15 protein-coding genes are annotated in these 17,567 nt (G+C 63.5%); 7 read left to right on the top strand and 8 right to left on the bottom strand.

Annotated elements, in window-relative coordinates; genetic code table 11:
* Positions 1 to 4: 4 nt before the first annotated feature.
* Complete coding sequence (locus MFF62_RS23010; protein WP_238265419.1) at positions 5 to 1,198, top strand: DUF2252 family protein; 1,194 nt, start codon at positions 5 to 7, stop codon at positions 1,196 to 1,198.
* Between the two features lie 79 nt (positions 1,199 to 1,277).
* Here MFF62_RS23010 and MFF62_RS23005 read toward each other — a convergent pair whose 3' ends face one another.
* On the bottom strand, positions 1,278 to 2,705 hold the full coding sequence (locus MFF62_RS23005) for an NAD-dependent succinate-semialdehyde dehydrogenase (RefSeq protein ID WP_238265454.1): 1,428 nt from the start codon (positions 2,703 to 2,705) through the stop codon (positions 1,278 to 1,280).
* Positions 2,706 to 2,954: 249 nt separating this feature from the next.
* Here MFF62_RS23005 and MFF62_RS23000 point away from each other — a divergent pair, with 249 nt between their 5' ends.
* The 4 genes from MFF62_RS23000 (at position 2,955) to MFF62_RS22985 (ending at position 7,452) form a co-directional block, all read left to right on the top strand.
* Positions 2,955 to 4,388 (top strand): MATE family efflux transporter, encoded by a 1,434-nt coding sequence (locus MFF62_RS23000; RefSeq protein WP_238265418.1) that lies wholly within the window; start codon positions 2,955 to 2,957, stop codon positions 4,386 to 4,388.
* 611 nt (positions 4,389 to 4,999) lie between these two features.
* Positions 5,000 to 5,461: a tripartite tricarboxylate transporter TctB family protein gene (locus tag MFF62_RS22995; protein WP_238265417.1), complete on the top strand. Its 462-nt coding sequence runs from the start codon at positions 5,000 to 5,002 to the stop codon at positions 5,459 to 5,461.
* A gap of 13 nt (positions 5,462 to 5,474) precedes the next feature.
* Positions 5,475 to 6,977 carry a tripartite tricarboxylate transporter permease gene (locus MFF62_RS22990; protein WP_238265416.1) on the top strand — a complete coding sequence of 501 codons (1,503 nt, stop codon included), beginning with the start codon at positions 5,475 to 5,477 and terminating at the stop codon, positions 6,975 to 6,977.
* A 187-nt stretch (positions 6,978 to 7,164) separates the two neighbouring features.
* Positions 7,165 to 7,452, top strand: a complete 288-nt coding sequence (locus MFF62_RS22985; RefSeq protein WP_238265415.1) for a helix-turn-helix transcriptional regulator — start codon at positions 7,165 to 7,167, stop codon at positions 7,450 to 7,452.
* Positions 7,453 to 7,525: 73 nt separating this feature from the next.
* On the opposite strand, the gene MFF62_RS22980 is transcribed toward MFF62_RS22985, so the two are convergent.
* Both MFF62_RS22980 and MFF62_RS22975 read right to left on the bottom strand, forming a co-directional pair.
* Positions 7,526 to 8,305 carry a DUF4397 domain-containing protein gene (locus tag MFF62_RS22980; RefSeq protein ID WP_238265414.1) on the bottom strand — a complete coding sequence of 260 codons (780 nt, stop codon included), beginning with the start codon at positions 8,303 to 8,305 and terminating at the stop codon, positions 7,526 to 7,528.
* Between the two features lie 530 nt (positions 8,306 to 8,835).
* A complete protein-coding gene (locus tag MFF62_RS22975; protein ID WP_238265413.1) occupies positions 8,836 to 9,273 on the bottom strand; it encodes a PRC-barrel domain-containing protein in 438 nt (145 codons plus the stop codon).
* A gap of 858 nt (positions 9,274 to 10,131) precedes the next feature.
* Here MFF62_RS22975 and MFF62_RS22970 point away from each other — a divergent pair.
* Positions 10,132 to 10,746, top strand: a complete 615-nt coding sequence (locus MFF62_RS22970) for a BON domain-containing protein (RefSeq protein ID WP_238265412.1) — start codon at positions 10,132 to 10,134, stop codon at positions 10,744 to 10,746.
* Between the two features lie 20 nt (positions 10,747 to 10,766).
* Here the strand turns inward: MFF62_RS22970 and MFF62_RS22965 are convergent, their stop codons facing one another.
* The 3 genes from MFF62_RS22965 to MFF62_RS22955 are packed head-to-tail and all read right to left on the bottom strand — an operon-like array spanning position 10,767 to position 13,132.
* Positions 10,767 to 11,414, bottom strand: coding sequence for a 4-carboxy-4-hydroxy-2-oxoadipate aldolase/oxaloacetate decarboxylase (locus MFF62_RS22965; protein ID WP_238265411.1), 648 nt, complete (start codon positions 11,412 to 11,414; stop codon positions 10,767 to 10,769).
* A 27-nt stretch (positions 11,415 to 11,441) separates the two neighbouring features.
* On the bottom strand, positions 11,442 to 12,425 hold the full coding sequence (locus tag MFF62_RS22960) for a Bug family tripartite tricarboxylate transporter substrate binding protein (RefSeq protein ID WP_238265410.1): 984 nt from the start codon (positions 12,423 to 12,425) through the stop codon (positions 11,442 to 11,444).
* A gap of 32 nt (positions 12,426 to 12,457) precedes the next feature.
* Positions 12,458 to 13,132: an RraA family protein gene (locus MFF62_RS22955; protein WP_238265409.1), complete on the bottom strand. Its 675-nt coding sequence runs from the start codon at positions 13,130 to 13,132 to the stop codon at positions 12,458 to 12,460.
* A gap of 86 nt (positions 13,133 to 13,218) precedes the next feature.
* On the opposite strand from MFF62_RS22955, the gene MFF62_RS22950 reads away from it, so the two are divergent.
* The gene (locus MFF62_RS22950) at positions 13,219 to 14,121 is read left to right on the top strand and encodes a LysR family transcriptional regulator (protein WP_238265408.1); all 903 of its coding nucleotides are present in this window, start codon (positions 13,219 to 13,221) and stop codon (positions 14,119 to 14,121) included.
* A gap of 68 nt (positions 14,122 to 14,189) precedes the next feature.
* Here MFF62_RS22950 and MFF62_RS22945 read toward each other — a convergent pair whose 3' ends face one another.
* Together MFF62_RS22945 and MFF62_RS22940 are read right to left on the bottom strand one after the other, a co-directional pair.
* A complete protein-coding gene (locus MFF62_RS22945; RefSeq protein WP_238265407.1) occupies positions 14,190 to 16,436 on the bottom strand; it encodes a catalase in 2,247 nt (748 codons plus the stop codon).
* A 114-nt stretch (positions 16,437 to 16,550) separates the two neighbouring features.
* Positions 16,551 to 17,561 (bottom strand): response regulator, encoded by a 1,011-nt coding sequence (locus MFF62_RS22940; protein WP_238265406.1) that lies wholly within the window; start codon positions 17,559 to 17,561, stop codon positions 16,551 to 16,553.
* Positions 17,562 to 17,567: the final 6 nt, after the last annotated feature.

Below are 17,567 nucleotides of genomic sequence, written 5' to 3'. Positions count from 1 at the left end.
GCCCATGCACGCCGCCACCGAACGCATCCTGAAATACAACCATGGCCGTGATCCGGACCGGCTGACGCTCAAGCTCGCCGCCATCGCGGCGGAACCGTTTGCTTTCTTTCGCGGCACCAACCATCTCTATGCGGCCTCGGTCGGCAACGAGATCGGGCTCGGCGCGCCGCTGACCTATGTCTGCGGCGACCTGCACGTGGAGAATTTCGGGTCGTTCAAGGGTGACAACGGCCTGGTCTACTTCGATCTCAACGATTTCGACGACGCGCTGGTGGCGCCGGTCACCGTGGATGCCGTGCGCATGCTGTCGAGCGTGCTGGTGGCAGCGCATCAGTACCGCCTGTCCGAGGCCGATGCCCGCGTGGCGTGCGCCCACATGCTGGACGAATACACACAGGTGCTGCGCGGCGGCAAGCCGCGCTGGATCGAGCGCGCCACCGCGACGGGCCTGGTGGCCACGCTGCTAAGGCAGGTCAAGCGCCGCAAGCGCGGGGCGCTGCTGGCGGCGCGCACGATGATGGAGGACGGGCGCCGGCAACTCAAGCTCGACCGGCGCGCGCTGCAGGCGGACCGCGCGCAACGCGACCACGCCGCGCATATCCTGGCGGTCTATTCACAACAGGATCATCACGGACACCGTTTCGAGGCGGAAGACGCAGCGCGGCGCGTGGCCGGCGTGGGTAGCCTGGGGCTGGAACGCTATGTCGTGCTGGCGCACGACACGTACGCACCCACGTCCCGGCGGCTCATCGACATCAAGCGCGCGGCGCCCAGCGCGTGGGACGGCTTGCGGCGCCAGCAGCCGCACTGGGGCAGCGATGCGCAGCGGGTGACCACGGCGCAGCAGATCATGCAGGCGGCCTCGCCGGCGCTGCTGTCTTACGTGTCGCTGGGCCGGCACGACTCGTTCGTGGTCAAGAGCCTGCAGCCGACCACCGATCGCGTGGACCTGGCGCATTGCCGCGACAAGCGCGCGCTGATGGATGTACTGGTCACCATGGCGCGCGCAGCGGCATGGGCGCATCTGCGCGGCTGCGGACACCAGGCGGCCGACCGGATCGAGAAGCTGCAGGACTTTGCCGCCGGCGGACGCTGGCAATCGATGGCGCTGCGACTGGCCCGGCACGGGCGCGACGTGTCGCTGGCGCAATGGAAGGCGTACGCCGAGGACTATCGGCGCGCGCGGGGCATCAAGTAATTCGGGTGAGGGGAGCTACCCTCTCCCTTCATGCGGGTCGCACAAAGGGAGAGGGCGCAAGCTGGCGCGAACGGCCGGCTTAGACCTGCGTGATGAACTTGGTCACCAGGTAGCCATCGAAGGTTTCCTGGCCGCCTTCGCTGCCGATGCCGGAATCCTTGATGCCGCCGAACGGCGTTTCCGACAGCGCCATGCCGAAGTGGTTGATGTTGACCATGCCGGCTTCCAGGCCGTTGGACACCTGGTGCGCCGTCTTCAGCGAGTTCGTGAACACGTACGAGGCCAGGCCGAACGGCAGGCTGTTGGCGCGGCGCAGTACTTCCTCGGTGTCCTTGAAGCGCGTCACCGGTGCCACCGGGCCGAACGGCTCGTCCACCATCAGCTTGGCGTCGTCGGGCAGGTCGGTCACGACGGTCGGGGCAAAGAAGAAGCCCTTGTCGCCGATGCGCGAGCCGCCGGCCACGATCTTGCCGCCACGGTGGTTGGCGTCGTCGAGGAACTGCTCCATCGAGGCAATGCGGCGCTCATGGGCCAGCGGACCCATCTGCGTGCCGTCTTCCAGGCCGTTGCCGACCTTGATCGAGCCGATGACTTCGGTAAAGCGTGCCAGAAAGCGGTCGTACGCCTTTTCCTGGACGTAGAAGCGCGTCGGCGACACGCAGACCTGGCCGGCGTTGCGCAGCTTGAAGCGCGCCAGCATTTCGGCGGCCGGCTCGATGTCGGCGTCGTCGAACACCAGCACCGGCGAATGGCCGCCCAGTTCCATCGTCACGCGCTTCATGTGCGCGCCGGCCATGGCAGCCAGCTGCTTGCCCACCGGCACCGAACCCGTGAACGAGATCTTGCGCACGATCGGCGACTCGATCAGGTACGTGGAGACTTCGCTCGGCACGCCCCAGACGATGTTCAGCACGCCCGGGGGCAGGCCTGCATCGTGGAACAGACGCGCCAGGGCCACCACGGCGCTGGGCGAATCCTCGGGTCCCTTCAGGATCAGCGTGCAACCGGCGCCAATGGCGGCCACGATCTTGCGGATCGCCTGGTTGAACGGGAAATTCCACGGCGTGAAGGCTGCGCAGACGCCAATCGGCTCGCGCACCACGATCTGGCGTACGTTGGGATTGCGCGGCGGAATCACGCGGCCGTAGATGCGGCGGCATTCCTCGGCGTGCCATTCGGCGTGTTCGGCGCAGATCGTGACTTCGGCCACGGCCTCGGCCAGCGGCTTGCCCTGGTCCAGCGTGATGTCGCGGCCGATCTCCTTGGCGCGCGTGCGGGTCAGTTCTGCCACGCGGCGCAGGATGGCCGAGCGCTCCAGCGGCGAGGTCTTCTTCCACGTTTCGAAAGCGCGCTGCGCGGCGGCCAGTGCGCGGTCCAGGTCGGCCTTGCTGGCGTGCGGCAGCTTGCCAAGCAGCTCCTGGGTGGCGGGATTGATGACGTCCTGCTCGCGCCGGTCGCCTCCCTTGACGAATTCTCCATCGATGTAGAGGGCGAGATCCTGGTACACCATGCGTGGCTCCTGTGCGGGGGTGGAGCGGCGCGCCAGTCCGGCGAGCCGCGAACGATCGGTCGGAAAACCGCAAGCTTAACGCTTCACAAGGGAATGCGTACAGAGATCATCGGTGGTCGATAATCGCCCTGCGGCACGTGTCAGTGCCTTGCCGGTGGCACGGTGCCGGGGGACGCACTAGACTGACACGTCCGAATCCACGCGCGCCTGCCGTCTTGCTGCAGTGCGGCAAATTCCGCCTAGTACATGAAGCCAGACGCCAGACTGACCACCGGCCCGATTGGCCGCACCTTGTTGTTGTTCTCGCTGCCGGTGCTCGGCAGCAACATTCTTCAGTCGCTCAACGCGTCGATCAACTCGGTCTGGGTCGGCCGCTATCTTGGCGAGGCCGCGCTGACCGCCACGTCGAACGCCAACATCATCCTGTTCTTCCTGCTGGGCGTGGTCTTCGGCATCAGCATGGCCAACACGATCATGATCGGCCAGGCCATCGGCGCGCGCGACATCGACGAGGCACGCCGCGTGGTGGGCACCAGCACCACGTTCTTCGTCGGACTTTCCGTGCTGGCGTCGGTACTGGGCTTCGTGTTCACGCCGCAGATCCTGGCGGCGATGCAGACGCCGCACGATGCTGCGCCGCTGGCCGTGATCTACCTGCGGATCATCTTCGTGGCGCTGCCGTTCATGTACTTCTACAACTTCGTGATGATGACGCTGCGCGGCGCAGGGGATTCGCGTACGCCGTTCTACTTCATGCTGTTGTCGGCCGTGCTCGACGTAATACTGAATCCGGTGCTGATCTTCGGCGTGGGTCCGGTGCCCGCGCTGGGCATTGCCGGCTCCGCGCTGGCCACGCTGATCGCGCAACTGACCAGCCTGGCGGCAATGATCTGGCTGCTCTACCGGCGCCGGCACTTCCTGCTGCTGCATCGCAGCCAGCTCGCCTTGCTGAAGCCCGACGTGGCCATCCTGCGGTCGCTTGTTGCCAAGGGCCTGCCGATGGGACTGCAGATGGTGGTGATCTCGTCGTCGGCCATCGTGATGATGTCGCTGGTCAATGCGTATGGATCGCAGACCACGGCGGCGTATGGCGTGGCCTCGCAGCTCTGGACCTACGTGCAGATGCCGGCGCTGGCCGTGGGCGCCAGCGTGTCGTCGATGGTGGCGCAGAACGTGGGCGCAGGGCTGTGGGCGCGCGTGTCGCGCATAACGCAGGTGGGTTTGCTGTTCAACGTGCTGATGACGGGCGCGCTGGTGGCGCTGGTCTACCTGTTCAACCGTCACTCGCTGGGGCTCTTCCTGGGCGACGACGGTGTGGCCATCGAGATTGCCCAGCATATCAACCGGGTGGTGCTCTGGTCGTTCATCCTGTTCGGCTTCACGATCGTGGTGTTCGGTACCGTTCGTGCCACGGGCGCGGTGATGGCGCCGCTGGTCATCCTGTTCATCTCGATGTGGGTGATCCGGCTGCCGTTTGCGTGGCTGCTCGACAAGCACATCGGCGCGGAGTCGATCTGGTGGAGCTTTCCGCTGGGGTCGGTGGTGTCGGTGGTGCTGGCGTTCCTGTACTACCGGTATGGCAACTGGAAAGGCAGCCACATCCTGCCCGCCACGCCGCAGGGCCAGGCGCCCGATACGAGCATGGGCACGCCTTGTGAGGACGCGGAGCCGGTGCGGTGAGAATGTAATCCCCGTTGGTTTGCTCCCCTCTCCCATGCAATGGGAGAGGGGCGGGGGAGAGGCCCAGCGGTTCAAATTGCGACGTCATCGGCAAGCAGAGCCTCATTGCCCTCACCCCCAACCCCTCTCCCGCGACGCGGGAGAGGGGAGCAAAAAAGAAAGCGCAACGCGGAAGAGGGAAGCAAAAAGAACGCCGCATCACGTCTGCAACATACCAAATCCTTTCAGATGACAAGACATACGACCACCACGCATCGCGTGATGTCCCGGCCGTAAGTCATTCGAAAGCTCCAGCATGCCGCAAAAACGCCATGCGGCCCCAATCCTCGATCTTCCCTTTCATCCGGCTTTCGACATCGCCTTTCAATTTCCTTGCGACGTGATCTCGTCACGCGCTTAAATACATCATATTGTGATGTATTGAAAAAAGCCACATACGTATGCGGGATCGGTGAATACCCTGAACCCCAGACAAATGAAAGGCGGCTGAAAGTTCCCATTTTTATCGTTCGCTCCATCGCGTCGAACGTGTCTGCATTCGCGCGTTCGCAGCGTGGTGCGTCAGAGCCGATGTCCACGCGTACCGCTTTTACATTTTGAGGAGAATCGTTTTGCGCATACGCAGCCAAAAGGACTTTGCCTCCGGCCTGATGTTCATCCTGGTCGGTCTGGGCTTTTCCTTCGTCGCACGCGGCTATTCCATGGGAACTGCCGCCAAGATGGGCCCTGGGTACTTTCCGTTCCTGCTCGGGCTCGTGCTCGCGCTGCTGGGCGCGATCGTGACCATCGGTGCCCTGTCGTCCAATGGTGAGAAAGATCAGCTGGCCCGCTGGGACCTGAAGATCCTGCTGTGGATTCTCGGCTCCGTCGTGCTGTTCGGCCTGCTGCTCAAGCCGCTCGGTATGGTGCTGTCGGTGTTCGTGCTGGTGCTGGTGTCGTCGATGGCCAGCCATGAGTTCAGCTGGAAGGGCGCACTGCTCAACGGCGTCGTGCTCGTGCTGATCAGCATGGGTGCGTTCGTGTACGGCATCAACCTGCAGATGCCGGTGTGGCCTGCCTTCATCACCGGCTAAGGAGTCGCTCCAAATGGAATTGTTCGAACACCTTGCCTTGGGTTTCTCCACGGCATTGTCCCTGCAGAACCTGGCGTACGCATTCCTGGGCTGCGTGCTCGGTACGCTGATCGGTGTGCTGCCGGGCCTGGGGCCTCTGGCTACCATCGCCATGCTGCTGCCGGTGACGTACTCGCTGCCGCCGGTGGCTGCGCTGATCATGCTGGCCGGTATCTACTACGGCGCGCAGTACGGTGGTTCCACCACCGCCATCCTGGTGAACCTGCCTGGTGAATCGTCGTCGGTGGTGACCACCATCGACGGCTACCAGATGGCCCGTCGCGGCCGTGCCGGTGTGGCGCTGGCCACGGCTGGCCTGGGCTCGTTCTTCGCCGGCTGCGTGGCCACGCTGATCTTGGCCGCGTTTGCAACGCCGCTGTCGGAACTGGCGTTCAAGTTCGGTCCCGCCGAATACTTCTCGCTGATGATCCTGGGCCTGATCGGTGCCGTGGTGCTGGCATCGGGTTCGCTGCCGAAGGCCGTGTCGATGATCGTGCTGGGCCTGCTGATGGGCCTGATCGGTACCGACGTGAACTCGGGCGCCGCGCGCTTCTCGTTCGACGTGCCTGAACTGACCGACGGCATCGACTTCGTGGCACTGGCCATGGGTATGTTCGGTTTCGCGGAAATCATCGCGAACCTGGAACAGAAGGAAGCTCGCGAGACGTTCACGAACAAGGTGACCAACCTGTTCCCGACGCGCGAAGACTTCCGCCGCATGATCCCGGCCGTGCTGCGTGGCACGGTGCTGGGTTCGGCACTGGGTATCCTGCCGGGTGGTGGTGCGGCGCTGGCTTCGTTCGCAGCGTACTCGCTGGAAAAGAAGACTTCGAAGTATGCCCATGAGTTTGGCAAGGGCGCGATCGAAGGCGTGGCAGGTCCGGAATCGGCCAACAATGCCGCGGCACAGACCTCGTTCATCCCGCTGCTGACGCTGGGCATTCCGCCGAACGCCGTGATGGCGCTGATGGTGGGCGCGATGACGATCCACAACATCCAGCCGGGTCCGCAGGTCATGACCAGCAACCCGTCGCTGTTCTGGGGCCTGATCGCCTCGATGTGGATCGGTAACCTGATGCTGATCATCCTGAACCTGCCGATGATCGGTATCTGGGTGAAGCTGCTGACCGTGCCGTATCGCTTCCTGTACCCGGCCATTCTGACGTTCTGCTGCATCGGCGTGTACTCGGTCAACAACCAGACCTTCGACGTCTTCATGGCCGCGGCCTTCGGTGTGATCGGCTACCTGTTCCTGAAGCTCAAGTGCGAACCCGCACCGCTGCTGCTGGGCTTCGTGCTGGGACCGATGATGGAAGAAAACTTCCGCCGTACGCTGCTGCTGTCGCGTGGCGAGTTCACGGTGTTCTTCACCCGTCCGCTGTCGCTGGGCCTGCTGATTGCAGCCGCTGCGCTGGTGGCTGTGGTGGCGCTGCCGTCGATCAAGGCAAAGCGCGAAGAAGCGTTCCAGGAAGAATAACGCTCCGTGGCGTTCCTGAACTACCGCGCCGTCACAGCGGCGCGTATCTAGCAAGCTTTCGGGGTGCCCTGCGTGCACCCCGTTTTTTTGGCAATCAAGGAAAGAAGAGAGGCCCGGCTGCGAGAGCAGTCAAGGGCTGCGCATGATGATCAGAATACCCGCACCTCTGGCTGCGTCACCTGCGCCTATGAAAACGCCTTCACTCGACCGGGTCGTATCCCGTCTCTACATTCTCAAGCTCGTGCAGTCGAGCCCATCCACGGTGTTCAACCTGATGGAGCGCCTGCGCGAACGTGGCATCGACAAGAACATCCGCGCGCTGCGGCCGATCCTGCGCAGCCTGATGATGGCCCGCGCCATCACCGCCGAACTGGTGGAAGGCAACGGCCGCGTCTACACGATCACGGCCGAGGGCCGCGCCGAGCTGGATGCCTACCTGTTGCACCTCGACGTCCTCAAGGACGACGGGAAGTAACCGCCAACAATGAAGAACGCCCCGTTACCCTCCTGGGTAACGGGGCGTTGCCGCTGCAAGACGCCGAGGCGTATTACTGCGTGACCAGTTCCTGGGCCGTCGTGTTGCTGGTGTTGCTCTGGGCCACCAGCACCTTGATGCGGTTCGGCACCACGGCGCCGAAGCCATCGGCCGGGATCGTCGTGATCAGCCAGTCGGCGTTCTTGTCGATGGTCAACGCACCCGAATCGAAGATCACCGTCTTCGTGCCTGCCGTGGTGATGCGCAGGCGGTACGTGCCGCCGTCGATGTACTGCGAGTCTGAACCCGATGCAGGTACCGCGCTCTTGTACTTCACGGCACCCATGTTCGGCGCCACCGAATTGATGTCCACCGCCGGCGTGGTCACGTAGACGTCGACGTTCTGCGCGTTGATCGATGCGTTGAACGTACGTACGCGTGCCTGGGTGTCGATCAGGCCCTTGCCATACGGGTCGTCGATCTGCGCGACGTCGGCGGCAGCGGTGCCCGGCAGCGCGATCACCGTGTACTTGTGGCCCGTATGGGCATCCACCGTCGTCGACCCTATCTGGGTGGACGTGCCAGCCAGATTGAAGGCAAACAGGTTGTTACCGGTGGAAACATCGAAGTAGCCGGATACCGTCTTGTACGGGACGTTCTGTAGTGCAGTCAGCGCGCCATTCTGCAGCACGTCGACGTTGGGGCCTGCGGTGACCGCATGGATCACGCGCACCGACGGCTTGCTGACGCCGATGCGGTCATCGATTCCGTCGTCGCCGCCACCACAAGCAGCCAGCACGGCAGTGCTTGCCAGCGCCAGACCCAGAATGATCCTTTTCCTGAATTGCGTCATGTGTTCACCTCTTTTCCGTTGAAGTCAGGGAGCGAGCGGGACATGCTTGACCCGACGTTGCCTCATGTCGTGGATCACGCGATGCGAGCCGCGCGCTGCAATCGCTGATGTGGGTTGCAGGCTGGCAGCCTTTTGTCATTGCGCTTGCCGTGATGCAAAGATATGCATCCGCAAGGGGGCAATACAGCCGCAGGACGCCGAAAGCACTGTCGGAGGAATCCCACAATTTGGTTGCAAACCTGACACACGTACGCGCGCTTCACGCATGTACTTCATGCAAACGATGCGCAATGGTTGCATCGCAATGATGGGCGCGATGCGCGTGGCGCGCATACATGTGGCCGATATCGCGTGTGCGTCGTCTCGTTGGAAGGCGCCATTTTTGTCGCTCGGCGAGCCTTGTAAAAGTGACCGGCCGGAGCGATTGCGACTTCGCGAAGGTAGCGGTCCACTCTGCGTCGTCAGCATAAAAAATCGCGGGAAGCGATCGGCTTCCCACGATCATGACGCCATGAGGACTAGCTTCAGCCTCAAATGGTGCCGCCCACGTTGGTCCAATACGGATCACGGCCGTAGTACTGATGCACGGTAGTGGCCCACTGCGGGTCCGCCATGCGCGGCCAGCTATCCTTGTTGAAGCCCGGGGCGTCCTTGATGCGGTCGGAGGTCAGGCCCAGGCGGAAGCATTTGGCGTCGGTGTCCATCACCAGCGCGCTCCACGGAATGGCGTGCAGCGTATCGCCAATGCCGAGGAAGCCGCCGGTCGTCAACACGGCATAGGCCACGCGTCCGCTCTGCATGTCGATCATGACCTCCTTGATTTCGCCGACGTGTTCGCCGTCGGATGCATACACCTTGGTGTCGTCAAGGCTCGATGCGCCCATGACTTCGGGGCCGGGGCCATCGCCCACGCCGGAGCCAACGATGCTCGCGCCCTGGGTCGATGAAAGATTCGGGTTAGGTTCCATTGCAGCGCTCCTGTGGTGTGCGATCGGAAGTCAGAGCCGCGCAACAAGCGTGCCCGTCCGGCTGCGATAACTGCGCGGAAATGCGCAGCGAATTGCGGGTGCAGCGAGACATACGTGCCGCTGAAACGGTGGCGAGTACATCTGGAAGTGAGCGGCGATTTTTACTGCCCACGAATTACCACTGGACAGCGCCGGCAAGTGTCTTGCCGGCGCTGTCCGCGCGAGTGGAGCGTGATTGGCCACCAATGCCTGACGCCGACACGCCCCGGCACGTCCGTTGCGAGCGATTCATTGGAGAAGCGTGAATTCATTGCAAGGAGAATGGCATGAGACACCTCAAACTCGTGTTGAGCGCTGCCGCACTCTTGTGCGCGGGCGCCGTGGCGGCACAAACGGGCGCGGGCACCGGCATGACGGCGCCCGGCACGCCCAGTCCGTCCAATCCAGCACCCAGTATCCCGACGACGCGTCCGGGCACCGGCCCCACCGACGGCAGCAACTACGGCAGTGCCACCACATCACCGGGCATGCCGAACGCGCCAGGCACACCCGGCACACCGGGGACGCGGCGAGGCGACGGGCGCATGAACCCGCCAGCCGGCATGCCACCGGGTACGGGCATGACACCGGGTAGTCGAGGACCATCGGGAGGCTTGAACGGGACACCTGCCACAACGCCGGGCGGACTCGGGACGAGCGGCAGTGGATTGGGGAGTGGATCCTCCAGCGGCGGCACGTCGGGTGGAGGGACAGGCGGCGGCGCGCGCTAGCAGCGGGTGCGCGCACATGGCAGCCACCCGGTGCGGCACGCTTGTTGTGCCTTCGTTATTTGTTGTCCCTGTTCTTCAGGAGTGAGTCATGTTCGATTTCTTCCGTCGTCGCCAAGCGGCCGAAACTCGCAGTACCTCAGCGCAACCGCCCACTTTGGATAGCCCGAAGGCGCCACGTGTGGCCGATTCCCCCGCCGCGGATGAGAGCTGGACTGCAAAGGAAGGCCGCGACCAGATCCAGTGCGAGGACGAACCCGCATATGGCGGTGCAGGCGGAGCTGGTTACTTCGGCAATAGCGATAGCGGCGGCCAGTCGTTCAACAGTGCGCAACGCCTATATCCCGGCGACCCGGGCTATCGCGCCCATCCGACCCGACCTGTCGAACCGAAGCATATGCGTGCCGCCCACGCCAACGGCCCGAAAGACTACCTGCGCACGGACGCGCGCATCCGCGACGATGTGTGCGAGCGGTTGGCCATGCAACGTTCGGTCGATGTCTCTGAAGTCGAGGTCGACGTGAGCGACGGCGTGGTATGCCTGTCCGGCACGGTGGAAGACCGCTACGAGAAGCGCGTGATCGAGGACATAGCCGAAGCGGTCTACGGCGTGGTCGATGTCGACAATCGCGTTTGCGTGCAGCAGCGCGATGGGTTCAGCGATGACGGTAGCGTGTCGCCGGAACGCACGTTGAATCTGAGCTGATTTGCTGAATCGCCGTGGAGTCAGCGTAGCCCGTACGCATCGAGGGTCGACTGCAGCCCAAGCAGCTCGACCATCGTGGCGCCTTGCTTCAGCTTCTCACGCATGCCAGCTTCCTTCTCCTCGCGCGCTTCGCTGGCATCGATAACCGTCTGAAGTTCGTCCGCCGCCACGACGACGAGCCCGTCACGGTCGCCGACGACAATGTCACCCGGATTGATCGGAACGCCGCCAACCACGACCGGCACGTTCAGCCGTCCGGGCTGGACTTTGTTGGTCCCCCGGATGCTGAGGCCGCGGCAGAATACCGGGAAGCCCATCTCGACAATATTCGTCGCATCGCGAACGGCGCCGTCGATGACCAGGCCGGCTATGCCAATCTTCTGGGCGGCAAAAGTCAGGACGTCACCCCATGGTCCGGCATTGACGAACTGCTTGGCGTCGACCACGAGCACATCGCCTGGTCGTGCTTTCGTCAACGCGTAGTGGATCATCAGGTTGTCGCCAGGGCGGATGTCGAGGGTCAGTGCAGGGCCGGCGACACGCATGGAAGGATCCAGCGGGGCAATGGCCGCGTCCACGGCGCCGCGTTGACCCTGGGCTTCGTGAATGGTAGCGGTGCCCAGGCGCAGGAGGCGTGTGAGCTTGTCTGCGGTAACAGGATGAGTCATGTCAATGGGCTCCGAGTTCATGGATGTTCAGTCGACTTTCGCGCCAGACCGCTTCACCAGCGATTCCCAGTACGGCATTTCCTTCGTGATGAAGGTGCGGAATTGCGCTGGCGTGCCGTGAACATCGCCAGAGCCCAGATCGCTCAACTTCGAGGCGATGTCGGATTCGGTGAGGACGGCATTGAGTTCCGCGTTCAGCCTCTGGATGAGCGGGGCAGGGGTGTCGGCGGGCACGAACACGCCATACCAGTTCTCGATAACGAAGCCGGGGAATCCCGATTCCTGCATCGTTGGAACATCCGGCAGCGTCCTTGAACGCTTTGCACCGGTTGTGGCCAGTACACGCAGCTTGCCGGACTTGATGTGAGGAGCGATGGCAGTCGTCGTTTCGAATGCGATGGGCACCTGGCCTGCGATGACATCACTCAGTGCGGGGCCTTGGCCGCGATAGGGGACATGCACCATGTCGAGTTGACGCTCGAGCTTCAGCATTTCTCCGGCGAGATGTTGCGGACTGCCGCTGCCGCCGGAGGCGTAGCTGTACTTTCCGGGCGCGGCCTTGGCCACGTCGACCAGTTGACCCACCGTTTTCACGGGAAGCGACGCATTGACATAGAGAACGAGCGGAACCGAGGCCACTTCGCCCACTGGAGCCAGCGCCTGGGTCGGGTCAAGCTTCAGTGTGTAGAGGTTCCGGTTGATGACGATTCCGGTGTTGTTCCCAAGCAATGCGGTACAGCCATCGGGCTTGGCGCGCGAGACGAAGTCGGTGCCGATATTGCTGCTGGCGCCCCCTTTGTTGTCGACGATAACCGTGACGCCAAGCCGCTTGGACAAGCCCGGAGACACAATGCGCGCGAGGATGTCAGTGGTGCCGCCCGGCGGGTACGGAGACACGAGCCGCAGAGTCGGGCAGGGATAGGCTTCAGCCGCCACGGCGTCGGCGGAAGTGAGTGTGCAGACCAGGCTTGCAGCCGCCAGCACGGCCATGGGATACATCTTGCAGTTCATGTTGTCTCCGTCATGTTCTTGTGGGCCTGGGCTCAGTGGCCAGTGCGCTGAAGCGTGTGGTATCCGAATTGGCGGCGGGCGTCTCCGAGCGAGGTGCCGGCCAAAGCGGCTTCGAGAATCTTCCCCTCCACCTCGCGGGTGCGAAGCGCGCGCTCGAACACCTCAGCGGCACGCGCCAGCGGTACGACGACTACGCCGTCGGCGTCTGCAACCACGTAATCCCCCGGTTTTACGCGCACGTCTCCAAGGCTGACGACCTCACCCACAGTGCTGACCTGAACACGGTCCTTGCCGGTCCGCATAAAGCGACCTCGGGCATAGAGCGGATAGCTGGCCTCCTGGGCTTCTGCGGTATCACGACAGACGCCGTTGATAACGGTGCCGGCAATACCGCGATGCGCGGCAATCTTGCTCATGATGCCGCCCCATACGGTGCAGTCGATACGGCCGGCGTTGTCCAGAACGGCGACGGCACCGCGAGGTATCTCGTCCAGGTAGTCGCCAACGGTCCCCGGCGTCGCGGTGTCGACGGGTACGAAGGCAACCGTAAAGGCCGGGCCGAAAATGCGGGGCTCACCGGCCTGGAGGCCAATGCCTTGTGCACTGCCGGGCAGTCTGAAGTAGTCGAGCGCGTCCGAGATTTCAGCAGTGCTCAGGCCGCAAGCTGCTTCCAGCAGACTTTGCGCAGGGGGCGAGAAACTGTCCATCGCGTAACTCCATGTGGGTTGGCTGGAGTTTCGAGTAAAGTCTTGGCTGAATCAAACAACGAAAATTGGTTCTACATTCAGAAAAAATGAACTTAAGGCAGTTGAGGTATTTCTGTGAAGTGGTGGATGCCGGTAGCGCGGTGGCGGCTGCCAGTCGCCTTTTCGTCGCGCCCACGGCAATCAGCATGCAGATCTCGCAGTTGGAGTCGCTGCTTGGTGCACCCGTGTTCGACCGGGCCAACCGGCCGATGACGCTGACACCCACTGGCAAATTCCTTTATCCAAGGGCGAAGGACCTGCTTTCGCAGATGCGGCAGCTCGACGAGGAGGCGAGGGCAGTTGCCGCCGGTAACCTGGGCTGGCTTGGTATTGGATTTACCCGGTCCGCGATCTTTTCGCTGCTTCCCGAGGCTGTACGGCGTTTTCGGGAGAAGCTCCCCGGTATTCAGCTGGACTTGCTCGAGCAGTTGTCCGAGCATCAGCCGGAGTTGCTGCGCAGCGGTCGAATTGACGTTGGTGTCTCGCGTTACATCGGTGATTTCGACAGGGCTGGCGACTTGACCTATGCCGAACTGTTTGACGATCCATTCGTCGCTGCGGTGCCTATCCAGTCGCCGGTGGCGAAGCGCAAGTCAGTGAAAGCCGCTGACCTGGACGAGATGGCGCTTATCCAGTATCCCAAAGACCCGCAGAGTCGGTACGCGAACCAGATGGTGGACGTACTTCGCCAGGCCGGAGGCAATCCGCGCGCGGGACATGAGGCCATCGAGATTCATACGGCGCTCGGTCTGGTTGCGGCGGGACTGGGTTTCACAGTGGTTGGCGCATCGGTTGCCGCAGTGAACAGGCGTGACGTGGCTTTCGTTCGCATTTCGAGTTTGCGAACGCAGGCGACCCTCGTGGCCGTCACGCGAGCCGGCGACGCGAGTCCGGCCGTGCGAGAGTTCGTTGCAGCCCTGTCGCTCGCGGGCCCAGGTTCGGCTGCATAAGACATAAGGCACGGGCCAGCTCGAAGCGGGACCTGACCGGGCCATCGGCCCGGTCAGCACAAGCAGAGTTAAACCGGAATCTTCAACGCATCAGGCCGTTCCCACCAGCGATGCTGGCCCACGGCATCCAGAAACGCTTGGTGATGCTTCGCAGTGTCGGATTTGCCGATCACCACGCCCGGCCCGGCAAAGCCGCCCTGAATGCCCGTGCGGCGCGCGGCTTCGGCTACCAGCACGGCACCGCTGCCGCCGGCGCCCACCGCCTTGTAGTGCTTGTAGGACTCGGCGATAAACAGCAGCGCCTGTGGATCGGGCTCGGCGGGCGGGTTCTTGCACTCCGGCACGTAGACCGCATCGAACAGCACCGAGCCGACCGACGACAACGCAAAGTCCACCGGCAGCGCGGAGCCGCCGGCCGTGGTCACGCTGCTGGCGCGGGGGCCGACGATCTTCGCGCTGGCACCCATGCCGTCGACAAGTTTCTGCAGCGACTTGATCGCGTCATCGTCCACGCCGTCATTGACCAGCACCGCGATCTTGCGGCCCGTGATGTCGCCCTTGGGCTGTGCGTCGAGGCTCAGCGCCGGCGATGCGGCAATACCGTAGTCGTTGATCTGCACGGCCGGTCCCACCGGCTCCACCGGAATGCCCAGTTGCTCCGCGACGCCGTCAGCCAGCGCCTGCGCGATATGTACGATCTGGCCGACCACGCGCGTGCGGATGGACGGGTCGATGACCTTGGACAGCTCGAACGTATAGGCATCGATGATCTGCTTCTTCTCCACATCGGACTGGCTGCGCCAGAACAGGTTGGCCTGCGAGAAGTGGTCGGAGAACGTCTGTGCGCGCAGACGGGCCTTGACGGCACCGTCTTCGGCGGGGGCGGGGTAGTGGCGGTACGCATCGGCGCCGCCCGCCAGGAACGGACAACCACCGCTGACCGAATTGGGCTGGTAGCTTTCCTGGCCCTTGACCACGGTTTGGCGCATAAAGCCGTCGCGCTGGTTGTTGTGCACGGGGCAGAGCGGCCGGTTGATCGGCAACTCGTGGAAGTTCGGGCCGCCTAGCCGCGTGATCTGGGTGTCGATATACGAGAACAGGCGCGCGTGCAAAAGCGGGTCGTTCGTGAAGTCCATGCCGGGCAGGATATGCCCCGGATGGAACGCCACCTGCTCGGTCTCGGCAAAGAAATTGTCGGGGTTGCGGTTCAGCACCATCCGGCCGATGCGGCGCACGGGCACCAGTTCCTCGGGGATGAGCTTGGTCGGGTCCTGCAGGTCGAAACCGAGCTTGAGCATGTCGGTTTCCGGCACCAGTTGCACGCCGAACTCGTACTCGGGAAACTGGCCCGCCGCGATCGAATCCCACAGGTCGCGCCGGTGGAAGTCGGGGTCCTTGCCGTTGATCTTGAGCGCCTCGTCCCAGACCAGCGAATGCGCGCCGCCCACGGGCTTCCAGTGGTACTTGACCAGCGTGGCTTCGCCCTTGGCGTTGATCAGGCGGAACGTATGCACGCCAAAGCCTTCCATGGTGCGGAGGCTGCGCGGCAGCGCGCGGCCTGACATCGTCCACAGCACCATGTGCATCGATTCGGGCTGCAGCGAGACAAAGTCCCAGAACGTGTCGTGCGCCGATGCCGCCTGCGGGATTTCATTGTGCGGCTCGGGCTTCACCGAGTGCACGAAGTCCGGAAACTTGATGCCGTCCTGGATGAAGAACACCGGCATGTTGTTGCCCACCAGGTCGAAGTTACCCTGCCGCGTGTAGAACTTGGTGGCAAAGCCGCGCACGTCGCGCGGCAGGTCGGCGGACCCGCGCGAGCCCGCCACGGTCGAGAAGCGCACGAAGACCGGTGTCTTCTCGCCGACCTCGGTGAATAACCCGGCGGTGGTGAATTCCTCGATCGACTCGGTCAGCTCGAAGTAGCCGTGTGCGGCGGCGCCACGCGCATGCACCACGCGCTCGGGAATGCGCTCGTGGTCGAAGTGCGTAATCTTTTCACGCAGGTGGAAATCTTCCAGCAAGGTGGGGCCGCGCACGCCCAGCTTCAGCGAATCGTCATCCTCGAGAATCTGCAGGCCGGCGTTCGTGGTCAGCGTCTTGCCGGCATTCGACACGATGTTGCCGACGCTGGGAGAGCCCAGCGTCGCGGGCGCATCGGACAATCGGTCTGCGACGGCCTTTTCATAGGTGCCATCGTGGTTGTTGCCCGACTTCCGTTGCTGGCTCGGGTTGTCGCCCGAGTGCTGCACGGTGGCCTGGCCACCGGCCATGGCTGTGGCGGCGGGGGCCGGATGTGGCGGTTTCTTTGGCATGGCCATATCTCCTCTTGTGTTCCAGGTAAAAAGGAAAACAAGGCCATTCCGCAGAATGCGTGCCAAGCGCGGCGCCCAAGCAAGCGGGCGCCGGCAGAAGCCACTACACAGTCACTACACCATCACCACCTGGTTGCGGCCGTTGCGCTTGGCCTGGTACAGGCCGGTGTCGGCGGCTTCGACGAGCCGGCTGAAGACGGTGTCGGCGTCGGGCACGATCACCGCGCCGCCGATACTGACCGTGACGAAGCCGCTGGTGGGCGACCCGCTGTGCGCGATGCGCAGCGTCTCGATCGAACGGCGCACTTTTTCAGCGAGCAGCCGCGCCCCGCCCGGCGACGTGGCCGGCAGGATCATCGAGAATTCCTCGCCGCCAAAGCGCGCGGGCAGATCGGCGGGGCGCGCGCAGTTCTCGCGGATTACCTGCGCCACGCGACGCAGCACTTCGTCGCCGGCCACGTGGCCGTAAGTGTCGTTGTAGGCCTTGAACGAATCCACGTCGATCATCAGCAAGGCAAGCTGTGTCTGCTCGCGCTGCGCGCGCTTCCATTCGGCGCCCAGGTATTCGTCGAAGTAGCGCCGGTTGGACAACCCGGTCAGGCCGTCGGAGTTGGTCAGCCGCTGCAGTTCGAGGTTCGTTTCCAGCAGCTGCTGCTGGCTCTGGCGCAGCGCGCGGTAGGCTTCGTCGCGCTGCAGCAGGTTCAGGTACGAGCGCGAGTGGTAGCGGATGCGCGCCACCAGTTCGATCGTGTCGGGCAGCTTGACCAGGTAGTCGTTGGCGCCGGCGGCAAACGCGGCGCTCTTCATCGTGGGTTCTTCCTTGGTGGAAAGCACGATGATGGGAATGTCGCGCGTACCGGGGTTCTCGCGGTAGCGGCGCACCAGCGTCAGCCCGTCGGTGCCTGGCATGACCAGGTCCTGCAGGATTACGGTGGGCTGCGTGCGTTCGGCTACGGCCACTGCTTCCTCGGGATTGGCGCAATAGTGGAAGTCGATATCGGTTTCGCCCGCCAGGGCGCGGCGCAGGGCCTCGCCGATGATGGCCTGGTCGTCGACCAGCAGCACCATCGCCAGGTATTCGTTGCCGGCGGCCGACGGATCGGCTGGATTGCCTGCTCTGGACATGTTTTT

Origin of the sequence: Cupriavidus pauculus (assembly GCF_022179805.1) — a bacterium.
GTDB classification, from domain to species: Bacteria; Pseudomonadota; Gammaproteobacteria; order Burkholderiales; family Burkholderiaceae; genus Cupriavidus; species Cupriavidus pauculus_E.
This window is presented reverse-complemented; position numbering and strand designations above follow the sequence as displayed.

Excerpts from the sequence above, each read along its gene's own strand:
- MFF62_RS23010 (WP_238265419.1), top strand. The coding sequence starts at position 5 with ATGCACGCCGCCACCGAACGCATCCTGAAATACAACCATGGCCGTGAT.
- MFF62_RS23000 (WP_238265418.1), top strand. The coding sequence starts at position 2,955 with ATGAAGCCAGACGCCAGACTGACCACCGGCCCGATTGGCCGCACCTTG.
- MFF62_RS22990 (WP_238265416.1), top strand. The coding sequence starts at position 5,475 with ATGGAATTGTTCGAACACCTTGCCTTGGGTTTCTCCACGGCATTGTCC.
- MFF62_RS22985 (WP_238265415.1), top strand. The coding sequence starts at position 7,165 with ATGAAAACGCCTTCACTCGACCGGGTCGTATCCCGTCTCTACATTCTC.
- MFF62_RS22980 (WP_238265414.1), bottom strand. The coding sequence starts at position 8,305 with ATGACGCAATTCAGGAAAAGGATCATTCTGGGTCTGGCGCTGGCAAGC.
- MFF62_RS22975 (WP_238265413.1), bottom strand. The coding sequence starts at position 9,273 with ATGGAACCTAACCCGAATCTTTCATCGACCCAGGGCGCGAGCATCGTT.
- MFF62_RS22970 (WP_238265412.1), top strand. The coding sequence starts at position 10,132 with ATGTTCGATTTCTTCCGTCGTCGCCAAGCGGCCGAAACTCGCAGTACC.
- MFF62_RS22965 (WP_238265411.1), bottom strand. The coding sequence starts at position 11,414 with ATGACTCATCCTGTTACCGCAGACAAGCTCACACGCCTCCTGCGCCTG.
- MFF62_RS22960 (WP_238265410.1), bottom strand. The coding sequence starts at position 12,425 with ATGAACTGCAAGATGTATCCCATGGCCGTGCTGGCGGCTGCAAGCCTG.
- MFF62_RS22955 (WP_238265409.1), bottom strand. The coding sequence starts at position 13,132 with ATGGACAGTTTCTCGCCCCCTGCGCAAAGTCTGCTGGAAGCAGCTTGC.
- MFF62_RS22950 (WP_238265408.1), top strand. The coding sequence starts at position 13,219 with ATGAACTTAAGGCAGTTGAGGTATTTCTGTGAAGTGGTGGATGCCGGT.
- MFF62_RS22945 (WP_238265407.1), bottom strand. The coding sequence starts at position 16,436 with ATGCCAAAGAAACCGCCACATCCGGCCCCCGCCGCCACAGCCATGGCC.
- MFF62_RS22940 (WP_238265406.1), bottom strand. The coding sequence starts at position 17,561 with ATGTCCAGAGCAGGCAATCCAGCCGATCCGTCGGCCGCCGGCAACGAA.